The following is a 20,173-nucleotide window of genomic DNA, read 5'->3' as shown; positions in this document are numbered from 1 at the left end:
AGCATCCGGGCCCGCCAGCGTGAACCGGCGGCCGGATCTGCTTTCCACACTACTAGGCGCAGTAGCTCGCGCGCGTTCCGCGGCCCAAGGGATTGATAATTTGCGAGGTGGGCGGGGACGGGTCGATGCAGGAACCAAACTATTATTGCTATGTTGCAATTCGCCGGGCTCACCGAGACCAGTATTAGGAATTTCCATGTCAGCCCAGATCATCAAGTTATCCGACCGCAGGACGCGTCCTACGCCATATTCGAGCTTGATAGACCTGCAGCTTTCGTTTTTCGTTGCGTACGTTGCTATAAGCCTCGCGGTCTATCAGTCGGTAGTTAATGCTGCCGAGCAAGGTTGGAAGGCGGTTCGTCTGCAGGGGTTGCGGTAATCGCGGCGCCGAGATTCGGCCAGACTTCGAGCGGGGTAACCCGCAGCTCGCCATAATGGGATATCGCGAGTGCTATGTTAGCCAAGGCGCCTTACTTTTTAGGCGGCTGCAGTATGCCCTTTATCAAATCCTGGAGGTCTGCCAATTGCATCGGGTCAACGTCATCGCATCGGACACATTGAAGTTTGCGGACGCCGTTTGGCCAGATCAGCAGGTGCATGGGCTTATTGCATAGCGGGCAGCGGGGCGGGTCCGGAGCCATAGAGGTGCTCCTCGATCAGGCGGGAGCGCGACACTCTCAGTCACCGGCAAGTGCCCAAGGACGGTACGATGATGGAGGAACTACACTCCAGTTCCATTCGAGAGTCGAGTTAAATCGAACCGTGAACTGGCGGAAATAAGTGCCGGATTTTGAAAGCGGCAAGCCGCAGCAATTTGTGCTTGCGAGGCGCCCGTAAAAAGCTACGGCTCCAGCCATTGGCAAGCTGGAGCCGCGCTGTCACCGATCTTCCAACCCACGGGGATAGGCCAGAAGCGATTCAAAAATGATCCAAACTTGAGAAGGTTCCTCAACCTGTTTTTAGCTGCTCGTAAGTAAGCAGGTGCAGTCTTGGTTGCGGGACGGGCCGTGGGGACATACGCGGCCTTGTGCTTGGGGTTGAAGGCCCGCCAGCTCTTTGGTCGCGCCCTACAGTTGCCTACCGATAACGCCTCGGTGAACGAAATCTTTTATTGCGTCACGCGAAGCGATCCCGAAACAGTCCGAGCCCAAATTCCTCTCACTAACGAGGGGATTTCAAAATGATCAGGCTGAAAGCAATTGCAGCCGCCCTTGGTGCCGGATTTGTCTTCGCCATGTTTTCGGGCGACCTGGGCGCCGACGTCGTTCTCGCCGTCGTCGCCTGCCTCTCTTAACGAGATGGCCCGCCGTTTGGCTGCTTTCAGATGCCGGAGACCTTCTTCCCGGGATGGCGAGGCACATACTGAGCTTGAAGCAGAGCCTGCCGAGTAGGAGCCGGGCAAGGCGGTGATTTTTCTTCGACCGATGCCTCCGTCGAGTTCGATCCAAATCGGATTGCCGACTTTGACAATCGTCGGGAGAGTTACGTTCCGGCCTCGAAATACTGCATGCTCCACCCCTTAAGACTGTGTTTGTCCCAGCGCGCGCGCGAGATCGGCCGGAAGCGGTTTCTTCGCCGGCAGCGGCGTTTGCTTGACACCCGCGGCGCCGTTGAAGTCGGCGACGGGCTGCAATGCTTCGGTCACTTGCTTTGCCGCGCCGTCCGTATTTAGGGTCTTGGTCATGGTGGTCTCCCTGGTTACGCCGCGGCGAGCGCGGTTTCGCGCTCAACATCGGCTTGAATGTGCCGCTGATCGGGCACGGACTGGTTCAGAAAGTCGTTAAGAGCGTGCGCGTTCGGCAGGTCGGCGAGATCGCGCATAGCATCAGCAGCCGCGGCCGTTGCGTTGGTCAGGAGCTGCACGGCGGCGCGCTCGCGCTCCAACTCGTCGAGCTTGCCGGGGTGGACAATGTTGATCGCCCGGGTGCGCGCATCTTCGGCGATCTCGCGATCTGCGCCGACGAGTTCGGGCGCTTCCAAAAGCGTCTGTAGGTAGAGCAGCGACATCGTCGGAACCAGCGCCTTGAGTTCCTTTGCCGACTTCGGCAGGCGATCGCGAACCTGGCTGCGAAGCACCGCGCCGGCGGCATCGGTCTTATCGATCGCGGGCAGTTCGAGCTTGGCGCGCTTCTCGTCGATCCGATCATTGAGCCGCGACGCGAACGCTTTGGCTCGGATCATTTTCCAAGCATTCTTTTTCATCTCGTCGCGGGCCTTCTTGGTCCTGCCCTGCGTGCTCAGATCAGTGTCACCGCGCACTGCGGCGGTGGTCGCCATGATGTCGCGATGCAGTTCGATCAGACGGTCGAACGTGGTGCGCACCGTTGCGTTGGGGATGCCTGCGGCCTGATCTTTGAGAAGGGAGAAATAGCGATCGTTCATGTCGGTGGTGTCCTGATGTTGGCAATTAGCGCGCGATGTTGATTGTCAACATCAAGCCGCGGCGCTTGCGCGCGGCGCTATGGCGGGTTGGAAACTGGCGAGGAAGGTGGGAACGTGCATGCCCCATCGACCGGCGACCTTTTTGGCGCCGGGCACACGATCCTGTTCGAGCATGAACCAAGTCGCTTCTTTGGAGCGACCGAGGTACTTGCCGATATCAGCGGCACCCCAAACGAATTCGTCGGGATTTGCGATTGGTGATGTTTTGTTTTTCACAGCGAGACTCCGCAGAGGCTCGCAGTGGGGGCTCAAGAGCCGAAAGCGAGCCACGGTGTGGCATCAAGCTCCCGGCAGCATCCCGCTGTCGTAAAGGACCGCTACGGCGTCCCGCCGCTGGTCCCGTAGAGAGTACGTGTATCCAGTAATGCGCGCTAAAGCTTAATCAAACGTTACCTAGCCAAACTTGCCCTCAGCCGCGGCCAATTCTTCGGAATCGTCAGCGCGAGGAAATAGATGGCCGTATAGATCGGCCGTGATCGCAATATTCGAGTGTCCAAGCCGTTCACTCACGACCTTAAGCGGCAGTTCTAACCCACCGTCCACCTTGCGATTTATGCACCAGCTCGCGAAGAAATGCCGCAGCGCGTGCAAGCCGGTATATTTCGCGGTGAGCGTCGATTTGCCGTCCTCGCCGCGAACGGGCTTACCTTCATTGTCGAGGACTGGCGCTGTCACGCCCGCATCAATCATCGTTGGGATCAGCCCGCGGGTGATGATATTGGCGTGCGATTCGACTTTTCCCGCCCCATTGGGAAACACGAAATGCTGCGCACCGTCAGCACGTCGCGGGCACTTCAATTTCCACTCCTTCAGGGCCTTGAGGGTGGTGGGCGGAATAGGAACCGAGCGTTCGCCGGCTTCCGATTTAGGGCGACCGATCTCATTGTAGGCGTCGGCGCGCTGATGCACGTGCAGTTCGCTCTTTTTCAAATCGACGTCTTGCCAGCGCAGGCCACGCAACTCGGAAGCACGCAGACCGCACCGGATCGCCACGAGCAGAAACGGCCGCCACCGACCGTCGGCAGCGCCAAGCAGAGTTTCGATTTCCACCGGGGTGGGGATGTCGACGCCAATTTTCAGTTTTCCCTTTGCCCGGCGCTCGGCCTTTCGTTCCTTGCCGCGCTTCCGGCTCGCCTTAAGGCTGCGGACGACATTCTGGCCGACGTGGCCGCGCACTTGGGCATCGGCGAGCATGGAGCCGAGTGAGCCCGTCACCCGCTTGACCATGTCGGCAGACCTTGGCGACGCCTCGGATTGGCCAGGGGCGGGGACACCCTTCCGGAGCCGGTCTTGCCAATCTCGCACGACCGCTACCGTAAGAGCGGACAGCTTCAATCCGCCAAGATAGGGGGTGATGTGGTCGCGCAAGTGCTGTTCGTACCCATCCCGGGTCGTGCGTTCCAGATCCGCACAAGCGTCAATCCAGTTACGGCCTGCCTCGACGACGGTGGGACTTTTCGACGCCGGAACGTGGGTGCCTTTCCCGAGGTCGACCCGAACTTGGGCGTGGAACGCGTCGGCGTCCTTCTTGCGGTCGAACGTCTTGATTACCCGCTTGCGCTTGCCGCGCGTGTCCAGTTCGGGAATGGAATATTGCACCACGTAGGCTTCGCGCGCCTCGCCGGACGACGTTGTCCATGTGCGCTTCCTGACTGACATCGGCCCCCGCTCCATCGCTCGATTGGGCTCGACTATACATGAGGCGCGACAAGGGCGCAACACAACGCGAATTTAATGAACAAAAACAACGCGAGATATAAGACTCTGACTCTGTTTGTCTTGGTTCGAATCCAGGTTCCCCAGCCAGTTCCGGGCGATTTACCCAGATCATAACTTGCTCTGAATCGGGCCCGCGTCGCGAGCCTGACGTGCCGTCGGCAGGCCTTTCCTTTCGTCGGTGCCACCTCGGCGCGTTGGCCCGACTCATCGCGTCCGCGATGCGCCGCCCCGCGATGCAAGGCGAAATGATTAGCGGCGCTTCTTCCGGCCCGTCTTGGTGGCACGCTTTTTCGGCGCCCGTCGCTGGCCGCGACCTGCATCTGCCGCGCCCCATGGAATTTTCGCGCTGACGCGCGTCTTGGCGCCGACGAGATTCGGCGTCTGGTTGTATTTGAGGCGACGGAGTTTGGCCGTGACGAGCTCGTTCAGCTCCCGGAACGATGGATTGGCGCCGCGGTCTCGTTGTTCGCGCAGCACCTTCGCCATGCAGAACGTGTAGGCGCCATACGATGTGACGCCGTCACGATATTCATAGGATAGCTCCTGCTCCTGGCAGGCCTCGAGGAGAATCGGCAGATAAGGACCGTGATGCCCGAGCTCGGCCCGCGTCTTGTTGTATTCCTTGTCGGGCTGGGTGCGGAGCGCCATGCTGCGCCCGAGCCGCTGCGTGGCGCCGTTGTCGCCGAGATAGTCGGCGCCGTTCTTGCTCTTGCTCAGACTCTCGTTGAGGGGCGGGAACTCGCGCGGCACCCACATGCCTTCGCTTGCCTCCCACCGCAGCGCCCGGTGGCGGATATCGTCGGGCGGCGTCAGGCCGCGGATACGCGGACCACCGTCACGTGTCATGCCGCCGGAATGGCAGCAGTCGAGCATGGCGACGAAATAGCAGTCGTACGGAAGCTGTGAGTAGAGCTGGCTGAACTGGCGGTCGAGAATGGCGTGCTCGGGCGTCCAGTCGAAATCATAGGGAACCAGGCACTCGTCGACGCTATCCGGTGCGCCGCTCGGGCTGTATCTGGGAATCTGGGCGCCATGGCCCGAGTAGAACAGCATACGCTCGTCACCGTCGCGGACGCCCTCGAGCAGCCAGTGAAGCCTTTCCATGATGCCCTGCGCCGTCGCCCGCTCATTGAGCACGACGCGTATTTCGTCCGGCTTGAAGCCGCTTTCCTGCAGCACCGAGCTCATGAGGAATACGTCGTTGACGCATCCTTCGAGCCTGTCCGCGGGTTTGGGATAGTCGTTGATGCCGATCAGCAGGGCGCGGCGGGTCGGCCGGGCGTCAATGCGGGCAATTCCCCGCGCGGCGCTGACGATGGAGCGTGACGCCGGCACCGGGACCACGTCGTGCCAGACGGTGGCGACGGTCTCGGGGCGCGACAGGTACCAGGTCGCGTTGTGATTCAGGAGATCGTTGGGGACATCGAACGGTGTCAGTACCTGCTGAAAATTGTCTGCGGCGATCTCGAGCGGATAGGTGAGAACGTGATCTTCCCGGTTGAACAGATGGTACCATTTCCGGCAGGGAAGGTCCTGAATGCGGCCTGCGAAGACGTCGCGCACCGCGGGATTGCCGATCTGCGAGCCGAACGTGACGAAGACCTTGTCCCTGATCGCAGCGGGGTTGCGCACGAACGTGTCGTAGCAGATCAGCGAGCCGAGACTGTGAGCCAGGACAACGTCGTAGTTGCCGCTCTTCAGCTTGTCGAGGACTGCGCCGCGCAGCGCGGCCTGCAACTGCTCATCCACCGACCACTGGGCGACCATGCCCGCGGTCCATCTGATCAGGGTCGGTACGTCATCGAGGCCGCGCGTGCCCGAGAGCAGATCACCGATCCCATGGACTGTCGCGCTCGCCAGCAGCTTCGCCAAGGCGATGCTGTAGGTGACGAGGTTGGGCGGGCTCTTGTCGAACAGGTCGTCATACGAGAGGAAGTCGATGGCCGGGTTGAGGCTCTGATCGACGGACTGGACGGCGCGTATGATCGCCTCGGACCATGACTTTCGAAACTCGGCGTCGATCTCCGCGTGACCGACGCCGTGGACACAAAGCAATGACAGGCGGGTGCTCATGAAAGCTGCCTTCTGCTCAATTGCAATCTGAAGTAGCCGATGTGCGAGCGCAAACGTCCGGGATGATGTCACGGCGCGGCGAGCTTCAAATGTGAAGTAGCGCACGAAATCCTCGCGACAGTTTGCCTCACCTTGCGGGTGCGATGACGTGTCGGATCGCCGTGCGCCGCTTCGTCCTTGGGGCAGGCAACCCAAAGGAGATCCCGTGATGCCCTATGTCGATGGTTTCGTGCTGGCCGTGCCGAAGGACAAGATCGAGGCCTACAAGGCGCTGGCGCGAAAGGCCTGCGCCGTGTGGATGGAACACGGCGCGCTCGATTACGTCGAGTGCATCGGCGACGACGTGCCCTATGGCGAATTGACCTCGTTTCCGCGCGCGGTGATCGCGAAGGAGGACGAGGTCGTGGTGTTCTCCTGGATCGTCTACCGTGACCGGGAGACCCGCGATGCCGTCAACAAGAAGGTGATGGCCGATGAGCGGCTCAAGGGCGCCGACATGCCCTTCGACGGCAAGCGCATGATCTATGGCGGCTTCACGACGCTGCTGCGGGCGAGCGACATCGTCGGCTGACGGCGTCTCGCAGGGTGGGTTGGCGACAGCGTCACCCACCGCCTCTGCGTTCGCGGAAACACACGGGGGCCGGGTTACGCCAGCGGACCGCGCTTGGCACAGTCGCAGTGTTAACCCACCCCTGCAGATGGCAATGACGTCCACCGTTCGAGTTACCGCGTTCGCGCCGGGCGACGCCGGATTTGAACGCCGCCCGCGCCGGCGCGTTCGCTGCCTCCCATGCAGCATTGCGCAAGTCCGTTTCGTCTTGCCGGTGTCCGGCTGGCATGCCATCCTAGATCCACCAGGCATAAACAAACGGAAGCGGGCGCTTAGCCTGAAGCTTCCAAAATAGCTTGGTTGGGGAAACCCTTTGGGAGGTCTGATTTGATGAATTTCAAGCACGTCACCGGGCTGTTTTGCGCAGCCGCGATGTTCCTTGCGCTCGGCTCCGGCGCGCAGGCCCAGGACAAGGTCATCAAGATCGGCGTCATCATGCCGATGTCCGGCGGCACCGCCTCGATCGGTGCGCACGCCAAAGCGGCGCTCGAAGTCGCCATGGACATCATCAACAACGCCCATCCTGAGCTTGGCAATCTGCCGCTGGCGAAGAACGCCGGCCTTGCCGGCCTCGGCGGCGCCAAGATCGAGGCTGTGTTCGCCGACAACCAGGGCAACCCGGCGACGGGCCAGAATCAGGCGCTACGCCTGATCACGGAAGAGAAGGTGGCGGCCGTGTTCGGCTCCTACCAGTCCGGCGTCACGCTGACTTCGAGCGCGATCGCCGAGAAATACGGCGTTCCTTTCCTGAACTCGGAATCGGTCGCCGCCAATCTCACCGAGCGCGGCTTCAAATGGTTCTTCCGCACCACGCCGATTGCGACCGATTTCGCCAAGATCTATGTCGACTTCCTCGCCGACATCAAGGCGCAGGGTGCCAAGACCGACAGCGTCGCGGTGGTCCATGACAACACCGAATACGGCACCTCGGTCGCCAACACGATCGCCGGCGCCTTCAAGGAAAAGGGCCAACCGATCGCGCTCGACATCGCCTATCCCGTCAATGCGACCGACTTGCAGGGCCAGGTGCTCCAGCTCAAGGACAAGAAGCCCGACGTCGTCATCATGATCAGCTACACGTCGGATGCGATCCTGTTCGCCAAGACCATGCAGTCGCTCGACTACAAGCCGGCCGTGCTGCTGGCCGACGATGCCGGCTACTCCGATCCGTCCTTCACCAAGGCGGTCGGCAAGATCTCGCAAGGCGTCTTCAACCGCTCGTCCTGGGTCGTGGGACCGCCGGGCTCGGCGTCCGCCATCATCGCCGAGATGTACAAGAAGAAGAGCGGCGAGGAGATGGACGACACGGTCGCCCGGCAGATGCAGGGCTTCTTCGTGCTGGCCGATGCCATCGACCGCGCCGGCTCGACCGAGCCTGCAAAGATCCAGGCCGCGCTGAAGGCGACGGACCTAAAGCCCGAGCAGCTCATGATCGGCTACAAGGGCGTGAAGTTCGACGACAAGGGCCAGAACATCCTGGCTTCCGGCGCCATCATCCAGCTCCAGGATGGCGAGAACTACGTCGCGGTATGGCCGAAGGCCAATGCCGAGAAGGCGCCGGTACTGCCCTACAAGGGCTGGTAAGATTGCCTGAAGGCGGGACCGCGCGTCCCGCCTTTCCCAGAATGTTTTGATCAGAGCAACGCAGCTCATGTCCTTCGTACTCGTGCAGGTGATTGTCGGCGGGCTTCTGCTTGGCGCCGTCTACGCCCTGTTTTCCTCGGGCCTCACGCTGGTGTGGGGCATGATGAACATCGTCAATTTCGCGCATGGCGACTTCGTCATGCTTGGCATGTACGTCGCCTATGTCGTCTATACGCTGATGGGGGGCGGGCCCATCCTCGGCGCCCCACTGGCGACACTGGTGCTCGCGACCGTCGGGGTCGTCGTCTATTTCGCCCTGATCCGCGACATCATGAAGGGGCCGATGCTGGCGCAGATCCTCGGCACGTTCGGGCTCGCGCTGCTGCTGCGCTATTCCGTGTTCTGGTGGTTCGGCGCCAACTTCCTGTCGATGCCGTCGAATATCGTCGGCGGCACTTATGCGTTTGCGGGCCTGCGGATCGAAGCCTCGCGGCTGCTTGCCGGTGTCGTCGCGCTGCTGGTGACATTCGGCCTCCACCTGCTTCTGACGCGCACATCGCTTGGTTCAAAAATGCTGGCGGTGGCGGAGGATCAGACCGCGGCTCAGCTTATGGGCATCAGGCCCGATACCATGCAGGCGATTGCCTGGGCCATCGCGGCCGGCGCCACCGGCCTTGCCGGCGCGCTGATCGCGAACTTCTTCTACATCGTGCCGACGGTCGGCGAGACGCTCGGCATCGTCGCCTTCGTCACGGTATCCCTTGGCGGCTTCGGCAGCGTGCCAGGCGCGCTCGTCGCGGGCCTGTTGATCGGCGTCATCGAGTCGCTCTCCGGCTATCTGATCGGTGCGGTCTACAAGGACATCGTCGTCTATGTCCTGTTCCTGTTCTTCCTCTGGTTCCGGCCGCAAGGCCTGATGGGCAAGCTCTGATGAGAAAGCTGCAATGCGGCGCTTGATCTGGCTCTCAATCGTCGCAGCACTGGCGATTGCCTATCCGTTGCTGCTGTCCTCGCCGTTCCAGCAGCGCTTGGGCGCACTGGTGCTGCTCTATGCCATCGCCGCGTCGGCCTGGAACATCGTCGGCGGCTATGCCGGCCAGGTCTCGGTCGGCCATGTCGTGTTCTTCGGCTGCGGCGCCTATGCCGCGATGGGGTCTTACGCCAAGTTCGGGCTGTCGCCACTGTTCGGCATCCCCGGCGGCATCGTGCTGGCGGTGGGGCTTGCCGCGATCATCGGCGTGCCGACGCTGCGGCTGTCGGGTCACTATTTCAGCATGGCGACGATCGCGGTCGCCGAGACCATGCGGCTGATCGTCACCAACACCGACTGGCTCGGCGCGGCCGTGGGTCTTTCCGGTCCAACGGTCCCGCGCAACATCTTCGATCTCTCGTTCCTGTCGTCGCTGCCGTACTACTACCTCTTCCTGGTCGTCCTCGTGATCACGCTGCTCGTCACCTGGTGGATGACCAACAGCCGCATGGGATTCTATCTGCGCGCGATCAAGGATTCCGAGAGGGCCGCACGTTCCCTGGGCGCACCCGCGAGCCGGACCAAGCTCTACGCCTACATGCTGAGCGCGGCGCTGACGAGCGTTGCCGGCGCGCTCTATGCGATGATGTTCGGCTTCGTCGATCCCGAGTCCGGGCTCGGCATCCTGATCTCGGTCAAGATCCTGATCATGGCGGCGCTGGGCGGGGCGGGGTTGCTGTTCGGTCCGCTGGTGGGAGCCGCGATCCTCGTGCCGCTGGAGGAGATCTCCAACAGCTGGCTTGGCGGCAAGGGGGCCGGCCTCACCTTCGTCCTGTATGGCGCGATCATCGTGCTGATCGCACGCTTCCAGCCCGGCGGCCTGCTCAGCCTGTTCATGGGACGACGGAAGCCCGGCGCAGATAAGGGAGCCGGCCATGCTCCTTGAGGCGCGCGGGATCACAAAGGCGTTCGGCAGCTTCAAGGCGGTGGACGATGCGTCCGTCACGCTGGAGCAGGGCGATATTCTCGGCCTGATCGGCCCGAACGGCGCCGGCAAATCCACCTTCTTCAATTGCCTCACCGGCGACCTCAAGACCACCTCGGGCCGCGTGCTGTTCGAGGGGACCGACATCACCGACTTCGCGCCGGAGCAGCGCGCCGGGCTCGGGCTTGCGCGCACCTTCCAGGTGCCGCAGACCTTTGAAGGCATGACGGTGCTCGAGAACGTCATGATCGGCGCCTTCCTGCGCACCTCGCATCGCCACGAGGCCGAGACAAGGGCGCGCGCGGTGCTGGAGCGCGTCGGCATGAGCAGGCTTGCGGATGCGCCAGCGCGCTCGCTGGGCACACCCGGCCGCAAGCGGCTGGAGATCGCCCGCGCACTGGCGACCGAGCCGAAGGTGCTACTGCTCGACGAGGCCATGGCCGGGCTCAACGCCCACGAGGTGAGGCTCGCCATCGATCTCGTGCGCGACATCCACCGTTCCGGCATCACGCTCGTCATCGTCGAGCACATCATGGAAGTGATCATGTCGCTTGCGAGCCGCGTGATGGTGTTTCACCAGGGCAAGGAGATCGCCCGCGGCTCGCCGCGCGAGGTCACCTCGAACCCGGCGGTGATCGAAGCCTATCTCGGCAAACGCGCGGCGAAGGCCGCGGCCGGCCATACGCCGGTCGAGCTGATGGGCGGGCGGGACCTATGAGCGGCGCGCTTCTTCGGATCGAGCACCTCGAGGTGCGCTATGGCGACCTCATCGGTGTCTCCGACGTCTCGCTGGAAGTGCCGGAGGGCAGCGTCGTCGCGCTGCTCGGCTCCAATGGCGGCGGCAAGACCACGACGCTGAACGCAATCGCGGGTCTCATTCCCGTGCATTCCGGATCGATCAGCTTTCGCGGCGAGGACATCGCCGGCCAGAAGGCCTTTGCGATCGTGCGCAAGGGACTGGCGCTGTCGCCGGAAGGCTGGCGGCTGTTCGTGCAGCAGAGCGTCGAGAACAATCTGATGCTCGGCGCGACGCCGCTGCACGACAAGTCGCGCCAGGCCAATTTGCTGGAGCGTGTCTACGAGATCTTCCCGCGCCTGAGGGAGCGCCGCAACCAGCGCGCCGGCACCATGTCCGGCGGCGAGCGGCAGATGCTCGCGGTCGGCCGCGCGCTGATGAGCGACCCGAAGCTGCTGATGCTGGACGAACCGTCGCTCGGCCTCGCGCCGGCGGTGGTCGAATCCATGTACGAGACCTTTGGCCGCCTGCATCGCGAGGGCCTGACCATCCTGCTTGCCGAGCAGTCGATCGAGCTCGCTCTGGAAGTCTCGGACTTTGCGACCGTGCTCCAGGTCGGCAAGAGCGTGCTGTCCGGCACGGCCGCGGCGCTCGCACAGGATCCGCAGGTGCAGAAGGCCTATCTCGGCGTCGACTGATTGATCTCCGCCTGGAGCAACAGCAACAGGCAACCGGCCAGCCGCGTCTCCATCTCTTTTGATCCAAGCGACAGCGGCCCGGGATCGTTGAGGATCGCGTTCACCAGCGAGCCCAGTATGACCTGAAAGCCGAAGGCGATCGTGAGGGTCTTGGCGGCTTTGCGTCCCTTGCCCATGGCCGGGAGCAGGAGAGGGGTCGCGCGTTGCGTCGTTGCCTTCGCGAGGGCCTTGAACGGCGTCCATTTGTCCGGACGGGTGTCATCGTGCTGAAGCGCGGCGCGCAGCACGCCCTCGTGGTTGCGCATCCAGGCGATGATCCCGCTGACGATGATGTGGCAGAGCTTGTCGAGGTCCGCATCCGGCGATGGGCGCCGCATGTCGCCGAGCCGTTGCTCACCGTCGCGCGCAGCCAGCGCCATCAGTGCGTTGAAATAGGCCTCCTTGCTCTCGAAGCGGCTGTAGAAGGCGCCGACGGTGGCGCCGACCTCGGTGCAGAGCGCCTCGATCGACAGCTCGGCCAGGCTGCGCGTGCGCAGCATGTCGGCGCCGGCGCGCAGCAGCGCCAGCGTCGTCTCGCGGCTGCGCTTCTGCCGCGACGGGGCAACGCCGGGCAGGTCGAAATCGGGTTCGTCCGAGCTTGGCCGCATCCGTGCTTGCATCCGGCTAAAACAATAATAATAATTCGGATTATAATTTAGGCGTGGCCGAGCCACGGGTCAACCGCAGCCGCCGGGCAACATCGGGAGGAGCAGATGAGCGCAAACAGCGGCACGCCGTTCCGCGGCACCGTCGGCAAGACAGTCGCGGAGTCAAAACCCTGGTGGCCGGAGGCGCCAAGGCCGCCCGAGGGCGCGCCGAACATCCTGGTCGTGCTGTTCGACGACGTCGGCTTCTCCGATTTCGGCTGCTATGGCTCGGCAATCAAGACGCCGACTATCGACCGGCTCGCCGCCGAAGGCCTGCGCTACTCAGGATTTCACACCACGGCGATGTGCTCGACGACGCGCGCCGCGCTGCTGACAGGACGCAATCATCACTCGGTCGGCGTCGGCTGCCTTGCCAATTTCGATTCCGGCTATCCCGGCTACCGCGGCAAGATCGCGCGTGAGGCGGGGACGCTGGCCGAGATGCTGCGCGGACATGGCTATCGCAACTACATGGTCGGCAAATGGCACGTCACGCCGCTGACCGAAAGCGGCGCCACCGGCCCGTTCGACGGCTGGCCGCTCGGCCGTGGCTTCGACCGCTTCTACGGCTTCCTCGACGCCGAGACCGACCAGTACGCGCCGGAGCTCGTCTCCGACAACACGCATATCGATCCACCGGGCACGTATGCGGACGGCTATCATCTGACCGAGGATCTGATCGACCAATCGATCCGCTTCATCGGCGACCATGTCGCCGACCGTCCTGACGTTCCCTGGCTCACCTGGGTCGCACTTGGCGCCTGCCACGCGCCGCATCAGGCGCCGGCCGATATCATCATGAGCTATGACGCCGAATTCGCGCACGGCTGGGACGTCGAGCGCGAACGGCGTCTGGCACGCCAGAAGGCGATGGGGCTGGTGCCTGAGGGAACGCGGATGCCGGCGCGCAACGACGGCGTCAAGGCCTGGGAGGAGCACTCGACCGATGAGCGCCGCGTCTTCACCCGCCTGCAGGCGGCCTTCGCCGGCATGCTCGATCATTCCGATCGGCATCTTGCTCGGCTTGTCTCGTTCCTGGAAACGGCCGGCATTCGCGACAACACCGTGATCATCGTGATGTCCGACAACGGCGCGAGCCAGGAGGGCGGGCCGCTCGGCTTCGTCAACGCGATGGGGCCGTTCAACTTCAAGCCGGAGCCGATCGCCGAGAAGCTCAGCCGTATCAACGACATCGGCGGGCCCGACACCCACAGCAATTTCCCGCATGGCTGGGCGATGGCGTCGAACACGCCGCTGCGGCGCTACAAGCAGAACACCCATGGCGGCGGCATCCGCGATCCCTTCGTCATCAACTGGCCGAAGAAGATCGCAGGCAAAGGCGAGCTGCGGCACCAGTTCGTCCACGCCTGCGACCTCACGCCGACGCTGCTCGAGCTGATCGGCATCGAGGCGCCGAACAAGATCGCGGGCTGCCCGCAGATGCCGCTGGAAGGCGAGGGCTTTGCGCGCTCGATCATGGATGCGTCCGTGTCCTCAAAAAGCTCGCCGCAATATTTCGAGATGTTCGGCCATCGCGGCCTCTGGCAGGGCGGCTGGAAGGCGGTCGCCTTCCATCCCTCGGGCACGCCGTTCGAGAACGACAAATGGGAGCTGTTTCATCTCGACCAGGATTTCTCCGAGACCGACGATCTCGCCGCGAAGGAGCCGGAGCGTCTGGCAGCAATGATCGCGACGTGGTGGGCGGAGGCCGAGAAGCACAAGGTTCTGCCGCTCGACGACCGCTTCGGTCCGCGCTTCGCCGAGAACGCCGCGCGCTTCCATGGTGCGCGCCACCATTTCGTCTTCCACGCCGGCATGGGCCACGTGCCGACCGATGTCGCGCCTGACGTGCGCAGCCGCAGCTACACGATCGAGGCGCATGTCGAGATCGAGGAGGGGGGATCCGATGGCGTGCTGATCTCGCATGGCGACGCGACGTCGGGCTACAGCCTCTACGTCAGGGATGGCCATCTCGTGCACGACCTCAACATCGGCGGCAGCCACCAGGTCGTGCGGTCGGACCGCAAGGTGTCGTCAGGCGCGCGGCGGCTCGGTGTGCATGTCGAGCGGCTCGTGCGCAAGGAGCCGCCGGCGAAGGGTTCGCGCACCGGCGTCACCGAATACACGCTGCTGATCGACGGCGAGCCGGCGGGGTCGCTCCAGACCCAGCTCGGCTTCCACACGCTGATCTCGTGGTCCGGCCTCGACATCGGCCGCGACCGCGGCAGCCCCGTGTCGCATTACGAGGCGCCGTTCGAGTTCGAGGGGCGGCTGCTGCGCGTCACCGTGACCATGCACGACGACCAGAAGCTCGACGGCGATGCCGTCGGCAATGCGCAGATGGCGCGGCAGTAGGGGCGGGAGGTTGGGCGGCGAGAACCGGTGTCATGCCCCGCCTAGTGCGCAATCGCGCACGGGGGCGGGGCATCCAGTACGCCGCGGCCTATCGATTGAACCATAAACGTCTCGGAGTACTGGATCGCCCGCCCCAGTGCGCAATTGCGCACAAGGCGGGCGATGACAGTGTGGGCCTTACTTGATCTTGTCGTAGGCCGCTGCGAAATCGCCCAGCGGCATCGGGATCGCGATCGCCTCCTTGGCCATGTTCTGGAAGGAGACCTTCAGCTGCTTGCCCGACCGCAAGGCCGCGAGCAGGTCCGCCGCGATTGGCGTCGAGGCGTAGCAGCCGCGGTTCTCGCAGGTCTGGATCTGAAGATCGAATGTCTTGCCCTCGTCGACCTGGAGCTTGGCGCCGACGGGCAGGTTGAGGCCGAGCGGCAATTGCAGCAGCGCCACCGGCGTGCGGGTGTCGGGCGCGATACGGATGTTGATCAGGACGATGGTCTGGCCGGTCTTGGTCAGCACCGCGTTCTGCTCCATTGCGCATTCGAGCGGCGCGTCGCGGCTGACGCTGGTGCAGCGCACGACCCATCCGGCTTGCTGCGCACCGTCAGCCGGCGGCTGGGTCGGAGCTGGCGCGGGCTGAGCGGCCGGTGCAGGGGAAGCGGCGTTCTTTTTGGCGCTCTGCTGGGCATACGCGCCGCCTGTCGACAGCAGAAGGGCGGCGGCGAGGGCGACAAGTCTGGATTGCATGGACATGGCGAAACCGCGTTGGCGTGAACCGAGGGCCTCGCTGTAGCGTCGCGGAAGCCGCGGTGCAAGCTTACTCGGCGGCCTGCTTGACGGTGCTGTGCTCGGGCGCCTCGTGACCTTTGCCGTCACCCGAACGGCCCCAGCCCGAGAACCAGTTGTTGAGCTCGTCGAGATAGAGATAGACCACCGGGGTGGTGAACAGCGTCAGCGCCTGGCTGACGATCAGGCCGCCGACCATGGCGTAGCCGAGCGGCTGGCGGATCTCGGCGCCGGTGCCGTGGCCGAGCATCAGCGGCACGCCGCCGAGCAGGGCGGCCATCGTCGTCATCATGATCGGCCGGAAGCGCAACAGCGCGGCCTGACGGATCGATTGCTCCGGCGTCTTGTGCTCGTCGCGCTCGGCCGCGATGGCGAAGTCGACCATCATGATGCCGTTCTTCTTCACGATGCCGATCAGGAGAATGATTCCGATCAATGCAATGAGGCTGAAGTCGAAGCCGGCCGCCATCAGGATCAGGAGCGCGCCGACGCCGGCCGAGGGCAGGGTCGACAGAATCGTGATCGGATGGATGTAGCTCTCGTACAGGATGCCGAGGATCAGATAGACCACGACGAGGGCTGCGAGGATCAGCAGCGGCACGGTGCCGAGCGACTGCTGGAACGCCTGCGCGGTGCCCTGGAAGCTCGAATTCAGGGTCGGGGGTGCGCCGAGATCGGCCATCGCCTTCTGCACGGCCTCGGTGGCCTGACCGAGCGCGACGCCCTGGGCGAGGTTGAAGCTGATCGTGATCGCCGGGAACTGGCCCTGGTGGCTGATCGAGAGCGGGCGGACCGGATCAGTGGTCCAGGTCGCAAAGGTCGACAACGGCACCTGGTCGCCGGTCAGCGGCGATTTCAGATAGAGCTTGTTCAGGCTGTCGAGACTGCCCTGCATCTCCGGCAGGATCTCGAGGATCACCTTGTAGGTGTTGAGCTGGGTGAAATACTGCGTGACCTGCCGCTGTCCGAAGGCGTCATACAGCGTGTCGTCGATCAGCTGCGGCTGGATGCCGTAGCGCGATGCGGTGTCGCGGTTGATCTTGAGCTGGACCGTGGTGCCCTGCGTCTGCTGGTCGGTCGCGACGTCGCGCAGTTGCGGCAGCGTCTGCATCTTGGCGAGGATTTTCGGCGCCCAGTCGTTGAGCTCGGTGAGGTCGGCATCCTGTAGCGTGAACTCGAACTGCGTGCGCGTCGGCCGGCCGCCGAGCCGGACGTCCTGGGCCGCCTGCATGTAGAGGCGGGCGCCCGACACCTTCTCGAGTTTGGGGCGCAGCCGGGCAATGATCTCCTGCGCCGACGCGTTGCGCTCGTTGCGCGGCTTCAGCGTGATGAACAAATTGCCGTTGTTGCCGGCGCGGCCGCTGCCGCCGATGTTCATCGCGATCGTGGCGACGTCGGGATCGTCCATCACGATCTTGCCGAGCTCGACCTGGCGCCGCTGCATCTCGGCGAAGGAGATGTCCTGGGACGCTTCCGAGGTCGCGGTGATCAGGCCGACGTCCTGCTGCGGGAAGAAGCCCTTCGGGATCAGGATGAACAGGTAGATCGACAGGCCGAGCGTGGCGAAGAAGATCAGGAGCGTGGTGCGGCGCCAGGCCAGGGCATGATCGAGAACGTACTCGTAGCCGCGCAGCATGCCGTCGAAGGCGCGTTCGCTCCACTGGTAGAACTTGCCGTGGGTCACCTCGCCATGGGCGCGCAGGAAGCGCGAGGCCATCATCGGCGTCAGCGTCAGCGACACGAACATCGAGACGAAGATGGTCATCGCCAGCACGACGGCGAACTCGCGGAACAGGCGTCCTATGATGCCGCCCATCAGCAGCAGCGGGATCAGCACCGCGACCAGCGAGATGCTGATCGAGACGATGGTGAAGCCGATTTCCTTGGAGCCCTTGAAGGCGGCCGCCATCGGCGATTCGCCTTCCTCGATGTAGCGCGTGATGTTCTCGAGCATCACGATGGCGTCGTCGACGACGAATCCGACCGCGATGGTGAGCGCCATCAGCGACAGATTGTCGAGCGAATAGCCAACCACCCACATCAGGGCGCACGCGCCCAGTAGCGCCAGCGGAACCGTGATGGTGGGAATGACCGTCGCCCAGAAGCTGCGCAGGAAGACGAAGATGACCATGACCACGAGGGCAATGGTCAGCAGCAGCGTGAACTGGACGTCCTCGACCGCGGCGCGGATGGTCGTGGTGCGGTCGCTGATCAACTCGATCTTGATCGCGGGCGGAATCGCCGCGACGAGGCGGGGCAGGGTGGCCTTGATCCGGTCGACGGTCTCGATGACGTTGGCGCCCGGCTGCTTGAACACCACCAGGAACACGCCACGCTTGCCGTTGGCCCAGGCTGCCTGCTTGGCGTCCTCGGCGCCGCTCACCGCCTGTCCGATGTCGCGGATTCGAAGCGGACCGCCATTGCGATAGGCGATGACGACGTCGTTCCAGTCCTTGGACTGGGTGAGCTGGTCGTTGGCGTAGATCGTGTAGGCGCGCTTCGGCCCGTCGATATTGCCCTTGGGGCTGTCGACCGTGGTGATCGCGATCTGGCTGCGCACGTCCTCCAGCGACAGGCCCTTGGCGACGAGTTTCGCCGGGTCGATCTGAATGCGGATGGAGGGCTTCTGCTGGCCGCCGATGAAGACCTGCGCGACGCCCGAGAGCTGGCTGATCTGCTGGGCAAGCTGGGCGTCGACGGCATCGCTGACGGTGGTCAGCGGCAGTGTATCGGATGTCGCCGAGAGCAGCAGGATCGGCGCGTCGGCCGGGTTGACCTTGCGGTAGGTCGGCGGCGAGGGCAGGTTCTTCGGCAATTGGCCGCTTGCAGCGTTGATGGCGCCCTGCACGTCGTTGGCGGCGCCGTCGATGCTGCGGTTGAGGTCGAACTGGATGGTGATCGAGGCGGTGCCGAGATAACTCGTCGAGGTCATCTGGGCGATGCCGGGGATCTGGGCGAATTGCCGCTCGAGCGGCTGGGCCACCGACGAGGCCATCGTCTCGGGGCTGCCGCCCGGCAAATTGGCTGTGATCTGGATGGTCGGGAAGTCCACCTGCGGCAGCGGCGCGACCGGCAGCAGGGGATAGGCGACGAGACCGACGAAGAGGATGCCGGCCATCAGCAGCGAGGTGCCGATGGGATAACGGATGAAAGGTGCCGAAATCCCGCCCTCGGTCATTCCTGTCGTACCTTATTCTGGCTCGGATCCGAGCTTGCTACGGCCGTCGAGACGAGGCTTCCGGGCTGGACCTTGAACTGGCCGCCGGTGATCACCTGTTGACCCGGGCTCAAGCCTTCGTCGACGACCGAACGGCCGTCGATGGCGTAGCTGACCTTGATCTTATGCACTTCCGCCTTGTTGTCCTGATTGACGGTATAGGCGTAGAGGCCGTTGGTCGAATGCTGAACCGCGTCATCCGGAACCACGGTCGCGTCCTTCAGGGTGCGTACCAGAAGGCGCGTCGAAACCGACTGGCCCGGCCACAGCGTGTGTTCCTTGTTGTCGAACACCGCCTTGAGCCGAATAGTCCCGCTGGTCGTGTCGACCTGATTGTTGATGACCGCGAGCTTGCCCTCGGCCAGCGTCTTCTTGCCGTCGGTGGTGAACGCGATCACCTTGAGCGCACCGGCCTTCTGGCCTTCGCTGATATAGGGCAGCTGATCTTCCGGCGCGGTGAAGATCACCGAGATCGGCTCGACCTGCGAGATCGTCACGATTCCCGTCTGCGTGGAGGCGTTGACGATGTTGCCAACGTCGACCAGGCGCAGCCCGGCCACGCCGGTGAACGGCGCCTTGATCTGGGTGTAGTCGAGCTGGGTCTGGGCGTTGGAGATGGCGGCTTCGTCGGCGGCGATCTGGGCGGTCAGCTGCGCGACGGTGGAACGCTGGGTGTCGACCCGCTGCGCAGTCGCGAACTCGCCAAGCTTCATGGCGCGCTGGAGCTCGAGATTGGCGTTGGCGAGATTCGCCTCGTCCTGCGCCTTCTTGGCCTTGGCCTGGTCGAGCGTGGCTTGATAGGGCCGGGGATCGATCGAGACCAGAAGGTCGTCCTGCTTGACCATCTGGCCTTCGCTGAAGGCGATCTTGTCGATCTGGCCGTCAACCCGGCTCCGGACCTGTACCGTATTGAAGCCCTGAACCGTGCCGAGACCGGTCAGGTAAACCGGAAAGTCGGCCTTCTGGACCGGCGAAACGCTGACGGGGATGGCGGGCGGACGCGCCGGACCCTTCTGAGCCGTCTGGGCTTTTCCGGCCTCGGGCGAGCCGAATTTCTGCCAGCCATAGTAACCCGCGGAGGCCACGGCCGCGATGATCAGAATCCAGAGGATCGGCCGTGTTTTTTTCATGTCGGCTCGTTGGCTCTTACGCCCAAAACTACGAATTGTGGAGCAATCATAGGGTTCCAGCGCGCTTGTATAATACACGCCAAGTTCCAGTGTAAACAGCACTATCGGTTCGGAATCCTAAACAATTGGAAAGCTTTGCACTGTCTAGGCAGCTCCGTGACACTACGGTGTGCAGTGCTGCATTTTCCCGG

16 protein-coding genes are annotated in these 20,173 nt (G+C 63.5%); 7 read left to right on the top strand and 9 right to left on the bottom strand.

The window, feature by feature from the left end:
- Nucleotides 1–1,519: 1,519 nt before the first annotated feature.
- The 5 genes from AB7G19_RS26195 to AB7G19_RS26175 form a co-directional block, all read right to left on the bottom strand.
- Nucleotides 1,520–1,684, bottom strand: coding sequence for a hypothetical protein (locus AB7G19_RS26195; protein WP_441268292.1), 165 nt, complete (start codon nucleotides 1,682–1,684; stop codon nucleotides 1,520–1,522).
- A gap of 14 nt (nucleotides 1,685–1,698) precedes the next feature.
- A complete protein-coding gene (locus AB7G19_RS26190; RefSeq protein ID WP_441268291.1) occupies nucleotides 1,699–2,382 on the bottom strand; it encodes a hypothetical protein in 684 nt (227 codons plus the stop codon).
- 51 nt (nucleotides 2,383–2,433) lie between these two features.
- On the bottom strand, nucleotides 2,434–2,658 hold the full coding sequence (locus AB7G19_RS26185; protein WP_441268290.1) for a hypothetical protein: 225 nt from the start codon (nucleotides 2,656–2,658) through the stop codon (nucleotides 2,434–2,436).
- A 177-nt stretch (nucleotides 2,659–2,835) separates the two neighbouring features.
- Entirely contained in the window at nucleotides 2,836–4,101 is a 1,266-nt protein-coding gene (locus AB7G19_RS26180) for a site-specific integrase (RefSeq protein WP_441268289.1), read from the bottom strand.
- A gap of 309 nt (nucleotides 4,102–4,410) precedes the next feature.
- The gene (locus AB7G19_RS26175) at nucleotides 4,411–6,234 is read right to left on the bottom strand and encodes a caspase family protein (protein ID WP_441268288.1); all 1,824 of its coding nucleotides are present in this window, start codon (nucleotides 6,232–6,234) and stop codon (nucleotides 4,411–4,413) included.
- Nucleotides 6,235–6,442: 208 nt separating this feature from the next.
- Here AB7G19_RS26175 and AB7G19_RS26170 point away from each other — a divergent pair, with 208 nt between their 5' ends.
- The 6 genes from AB7G19_RS26170 to AB7G19_RS26145 all read left to right on the top strand — a co-directional run bounded on the left by AB7G19_RS26170 (nucleotide 6,443) and on the right by AB7G19_RS26145 (nucleotide 11,817).
- Nucleotides 6,443–6,805, top strand: a complete 363-nt coding sequence (locus AB7G19_RS26170; RefSeq protein ID WP_441268287.1) for a DUF1428 domain-containing protein — start codon at nucleotides 6,443–6,445, stop codon at nucleotides 6,803–6,805.
- Between the two features lie 369 nt (nucleotides 6,806–7,174).
- Nucleotides 7,175–8,428 (top strand): ABC transporter substrate-binding protein, encoded by a 1,254-nt coding sequence (locus AB7G19_RS26165; RefSeq protein ID WP_085402001.1) that lies wholly within the window; start codon nucleotides 7,175–7,177, stop codon nucleotides 8,426–8,428.
- 67 nt (nucleotides 8,429–8,495) lie between these two features.
- Nucleotides 8,496–9,359 carry a branched-chain amino acid ABC transporter permease gene (locus AB7G19_RS26160; protein ID WP_071914968.1) on the top strand — a complete coding sequence of 288 codons (864 nt, stop codon included), beginning with the start codon at nucleotides 8,496–8,498 and terminating at the stop codon, nucleotides 9,357–9,359.
- Between the two features lie 13 nt (nucleotides 9,360–9,372).
- On the top strand, nucleotides 9,373–10,344 hold the full coding sequence (locus AB7G19_RS26155; RefSeq protein ID WP_071914966.1) for a branched-chain amino acid ABC transporter permease: 972 nt from the start codon (nucleotides 9,373–9,375) through the stop codon (nucleotides 10,342–10,344).
- Nucleotides 10,334–11,101 carry an ABC transporter ATP-binding protein gene (locus AB7G19_RS26150; RefSeq protein ID WP_071914964.1) on the top strand — a complete coding sequence of 256 codons (768 nt, stop codon included), beginning with the start codon at nucleotides 10,334–10,336 and terminating at the stop codon, nucleotides 11,099–11,101. Before AB7G19_RS26155 ends, AB7G19_RS26150 begins: the two co-directional genes overlap by 11 nt.
- On the top strand, nucleotides 11,098–11,817 hold the full coding sequence (locus AB7G19_RS26145) for an ABC transporter ATP-binding protein (protein WP_441268286.1): 720 nt from the start codon (nucleotides 11,098–11,100) through the stop codon (nucleotides 11,815–11,817). Before AB7G19_RS26150 ends, AB7G19_RS26145 begins: the two co-directional genes overlap by 4 nt.
- On the opposite strand, the gene AB7G19_RS26140 is transcribed toward AB7G19_RS26145, so the two are convergent.
- Nucleotides 11,799–12,464, bottom strand: a complete 666-nt coding sequence (locus AB7G19_RS26140; RefSeq protein WP_441268285.1) for a TetR/AcrR family transcriptional regulator — start codon at nucleotides 12,462–12,464, stop codon at nucleotides 11,799–11,801. The two genes, AB7G19_RS26145 and AB7G19_RS26140, sit on opposite strands and share 19 nt — an antisense overlap.
- Nucleotides 12,465–12,569: 105 nt before the next feature.
- On the opposite strand from AB7G19_RS26140, the gene AB7G19_RS26135 reads away from it, so the two are divergent.
- A complete protein-coding gene (locus AB7G19_RS26135; protein ID WP_441268284.1) occupies nucleotides 12,570–14,858 on the top strand; it encodes an arylsulfatase in 2,289 nt (762 codons plus the stop codon).
- 177 nt (nucleotides 14,859–15,035) lie between these two features.
- Here the strand turns inward: AB7G19_RS26135 and AB7G19_RS26130 are convergent, their stop codons facing one another.
- The 3 genes from AB7G19_RS26130 to AB7G19_RS26120 all read right to left on the bottom strand — a co-directional run bounded on the left by AB7G19_RS26130 (nucleotide 15,036) and on the right by AB7G19_RS26120 (nucleotide 19,982).
- Nucleotides 15,036–15,602, bottom strand: a complete 567-nt coding sequence (locus AB7G19_RS26130) for an invasion associated locus B family protein (RefSeq protein WP_167767988.1) — start codon at nucleotides 15,600–15,602, stop codon at nucleotides 15,036–15,038.
- A 64-nt stretch (nucleotides 15,603–15,666) separates the two neighbouring features.
- The gene (locus AB7G19_RS26125; protein WP_063983863.1) at nucleotides 15,667–18,813 is read right to left on the bottom strand and encodes a multidrug efflux RND transporter permease subunit; all 3,147 of its coding nucleotides are present in this window, start codon (nucleotides 18,811–18,813) and stop codon (nucleotides 15,667–15,669) included.
- The gene (locus AB7G19_RS26120; RefSeq protein WP_441268283.1) at nucleotides 18,810–19,982 is read right to left on the bottom strand and encodes an efflux RND transporter periplasmic adaptor subunit; all 1,173 of its coding nucleotides are present in this window, start codon (nucleotides 19,980–19,982) and stop codon (nucleotides 18,810–18,812) included. Before AB7G19_RS26120 ends, AB7G19_RS26125 begins: the two co-directional genes overlap by 4 nt.
- Nucleotides 19,983–20,173: the final 191 nt, after the last annotated feature.

The sequence above is a fragment of the Bradyrhizobium sp. 215_C5_N1_1 genome (genome assembly GCF_052075935.1).
In the GTDB taxonomy this organism is placed as follows: domain Bacteria; phylum Pseudomonadota; class Alphaproteobacteria; order Rhizobiales; family Xanthobacteraceae; genus Bradyrhizobium; species Bradyrhizobium barranii.
Note: the sequence above shows the minus strand (reverse complement) of the source record. Positions and strands in the feature narration are given on the sequence as shown.

Bases quoted from the DNA above. Each gene is read 5' to 3' on its own strand.
- AB7G19_RS26190 (WP_441268291.1), bottom strand. From the start codon at position 2,382: ATGAACGATCGCTATTTCTCCCTTCTCAAAGATCAGGCCGCAGGCATC.
- AB7G19_RS26140 (WP_441268285.1), bottom strand. From the start codon at position 12,464: ATGCGGCCAAGCTCGGACGAACCCGATTTCGACCTGCCCGGCGTTGCC.
- AB7G19_RS26120 (WP_441268283.1), bottom strand. From the start codon at position 19,982: ATGAAAAAAACACGGCCGATCCTCTGGATTCTGATCATCGCGGCCGTG.
- AB7G19_RS26170 (WP_441268287.1), top strand. From the start codon at position 6,443: ATGCCCTATGTCGATGGTTTCGTGCTGGCCGTGCCGAAGGACAAGATC.
- AB7G19_RS26145 (WP_441268286.1), top strand. From the start codon at position 11,098: ATGAGCGGCGCGCTTCTTCGGATCGAGCACCTCGAGGTGCGCTATGGC.
- AB7G19_RS26195 (WP_441268292.1), bottom strand. From the start codon at position 1,684: ATGACCAAGACCCTAAATACGGACGGCGCGGCAAAGCAAGTGACCGAA.
- AB7G19_RS26150 (WP_071914964.1), top strand. From the start codon at position 10,334: ATGCTCCTTGAGGCGCGCGGGATCACAAAGGCGTTCGGCAGCTTCAAG.
- AB7G19_RS26160 (WP_071914968.1), top strand. From the start codon at position 8,496: ATGTCCTTCGTACTCGTGCAGGTGATTGTCGGCGGGCTTCTGCTTGGC.
- AB7G19_RS26175 (WP_441268288.1), bottom strand. From the start codon at position 6,234: ATGAGCACCCGCCTGTCATTGCTTTGTGTCCACGGCGTCGGTCACGCG.
- AB7G19_RS26125 (WP_063983863.1), bottom strand. From the start codon at position 18,813: ATGACCGAGGGCGGGATTTCGGCACCTTTCATCCGTTATCCCATCGGC.
- AB7G19_RS26155 (WP_071914966.1), top strand. From the start codon at position 9,373: ATGCGGCGCTTGATCTGGCTCTCAATCGTCGCAGCACTGGCGATTGCC.
- AB7G19_RS26135 (WP_441268284.1), top strand. From the start codon at position 12,570: ATGAGCGCAAACAGCGGCACGCCGTTCCGCGGCACCGTCGGCAAGACA.
- AB7G19_RS26130 (WP_167767988.1), bottom strand. From the start codon at position 15,602: ATGTCCATGCAATCCAGACTTGTCGCCCTCGCCGCCGCCCTTCTGCTG.
- AB7G19_RS26180 (WP_441268289.1), bottom strand. From the start codon at position 4,101: ATGTCAGTCAGGAAGCGCACATGGACAACGTCGTCCGGCGAGGCGCGC.
- AB7G19_RS26165 (WP_085402001.1), top strand. From the start codon at position 7,175: ATGAATTTCAAGCACGTCACCGGGCTGTTTTGCGCAGCCGCGATGTTC.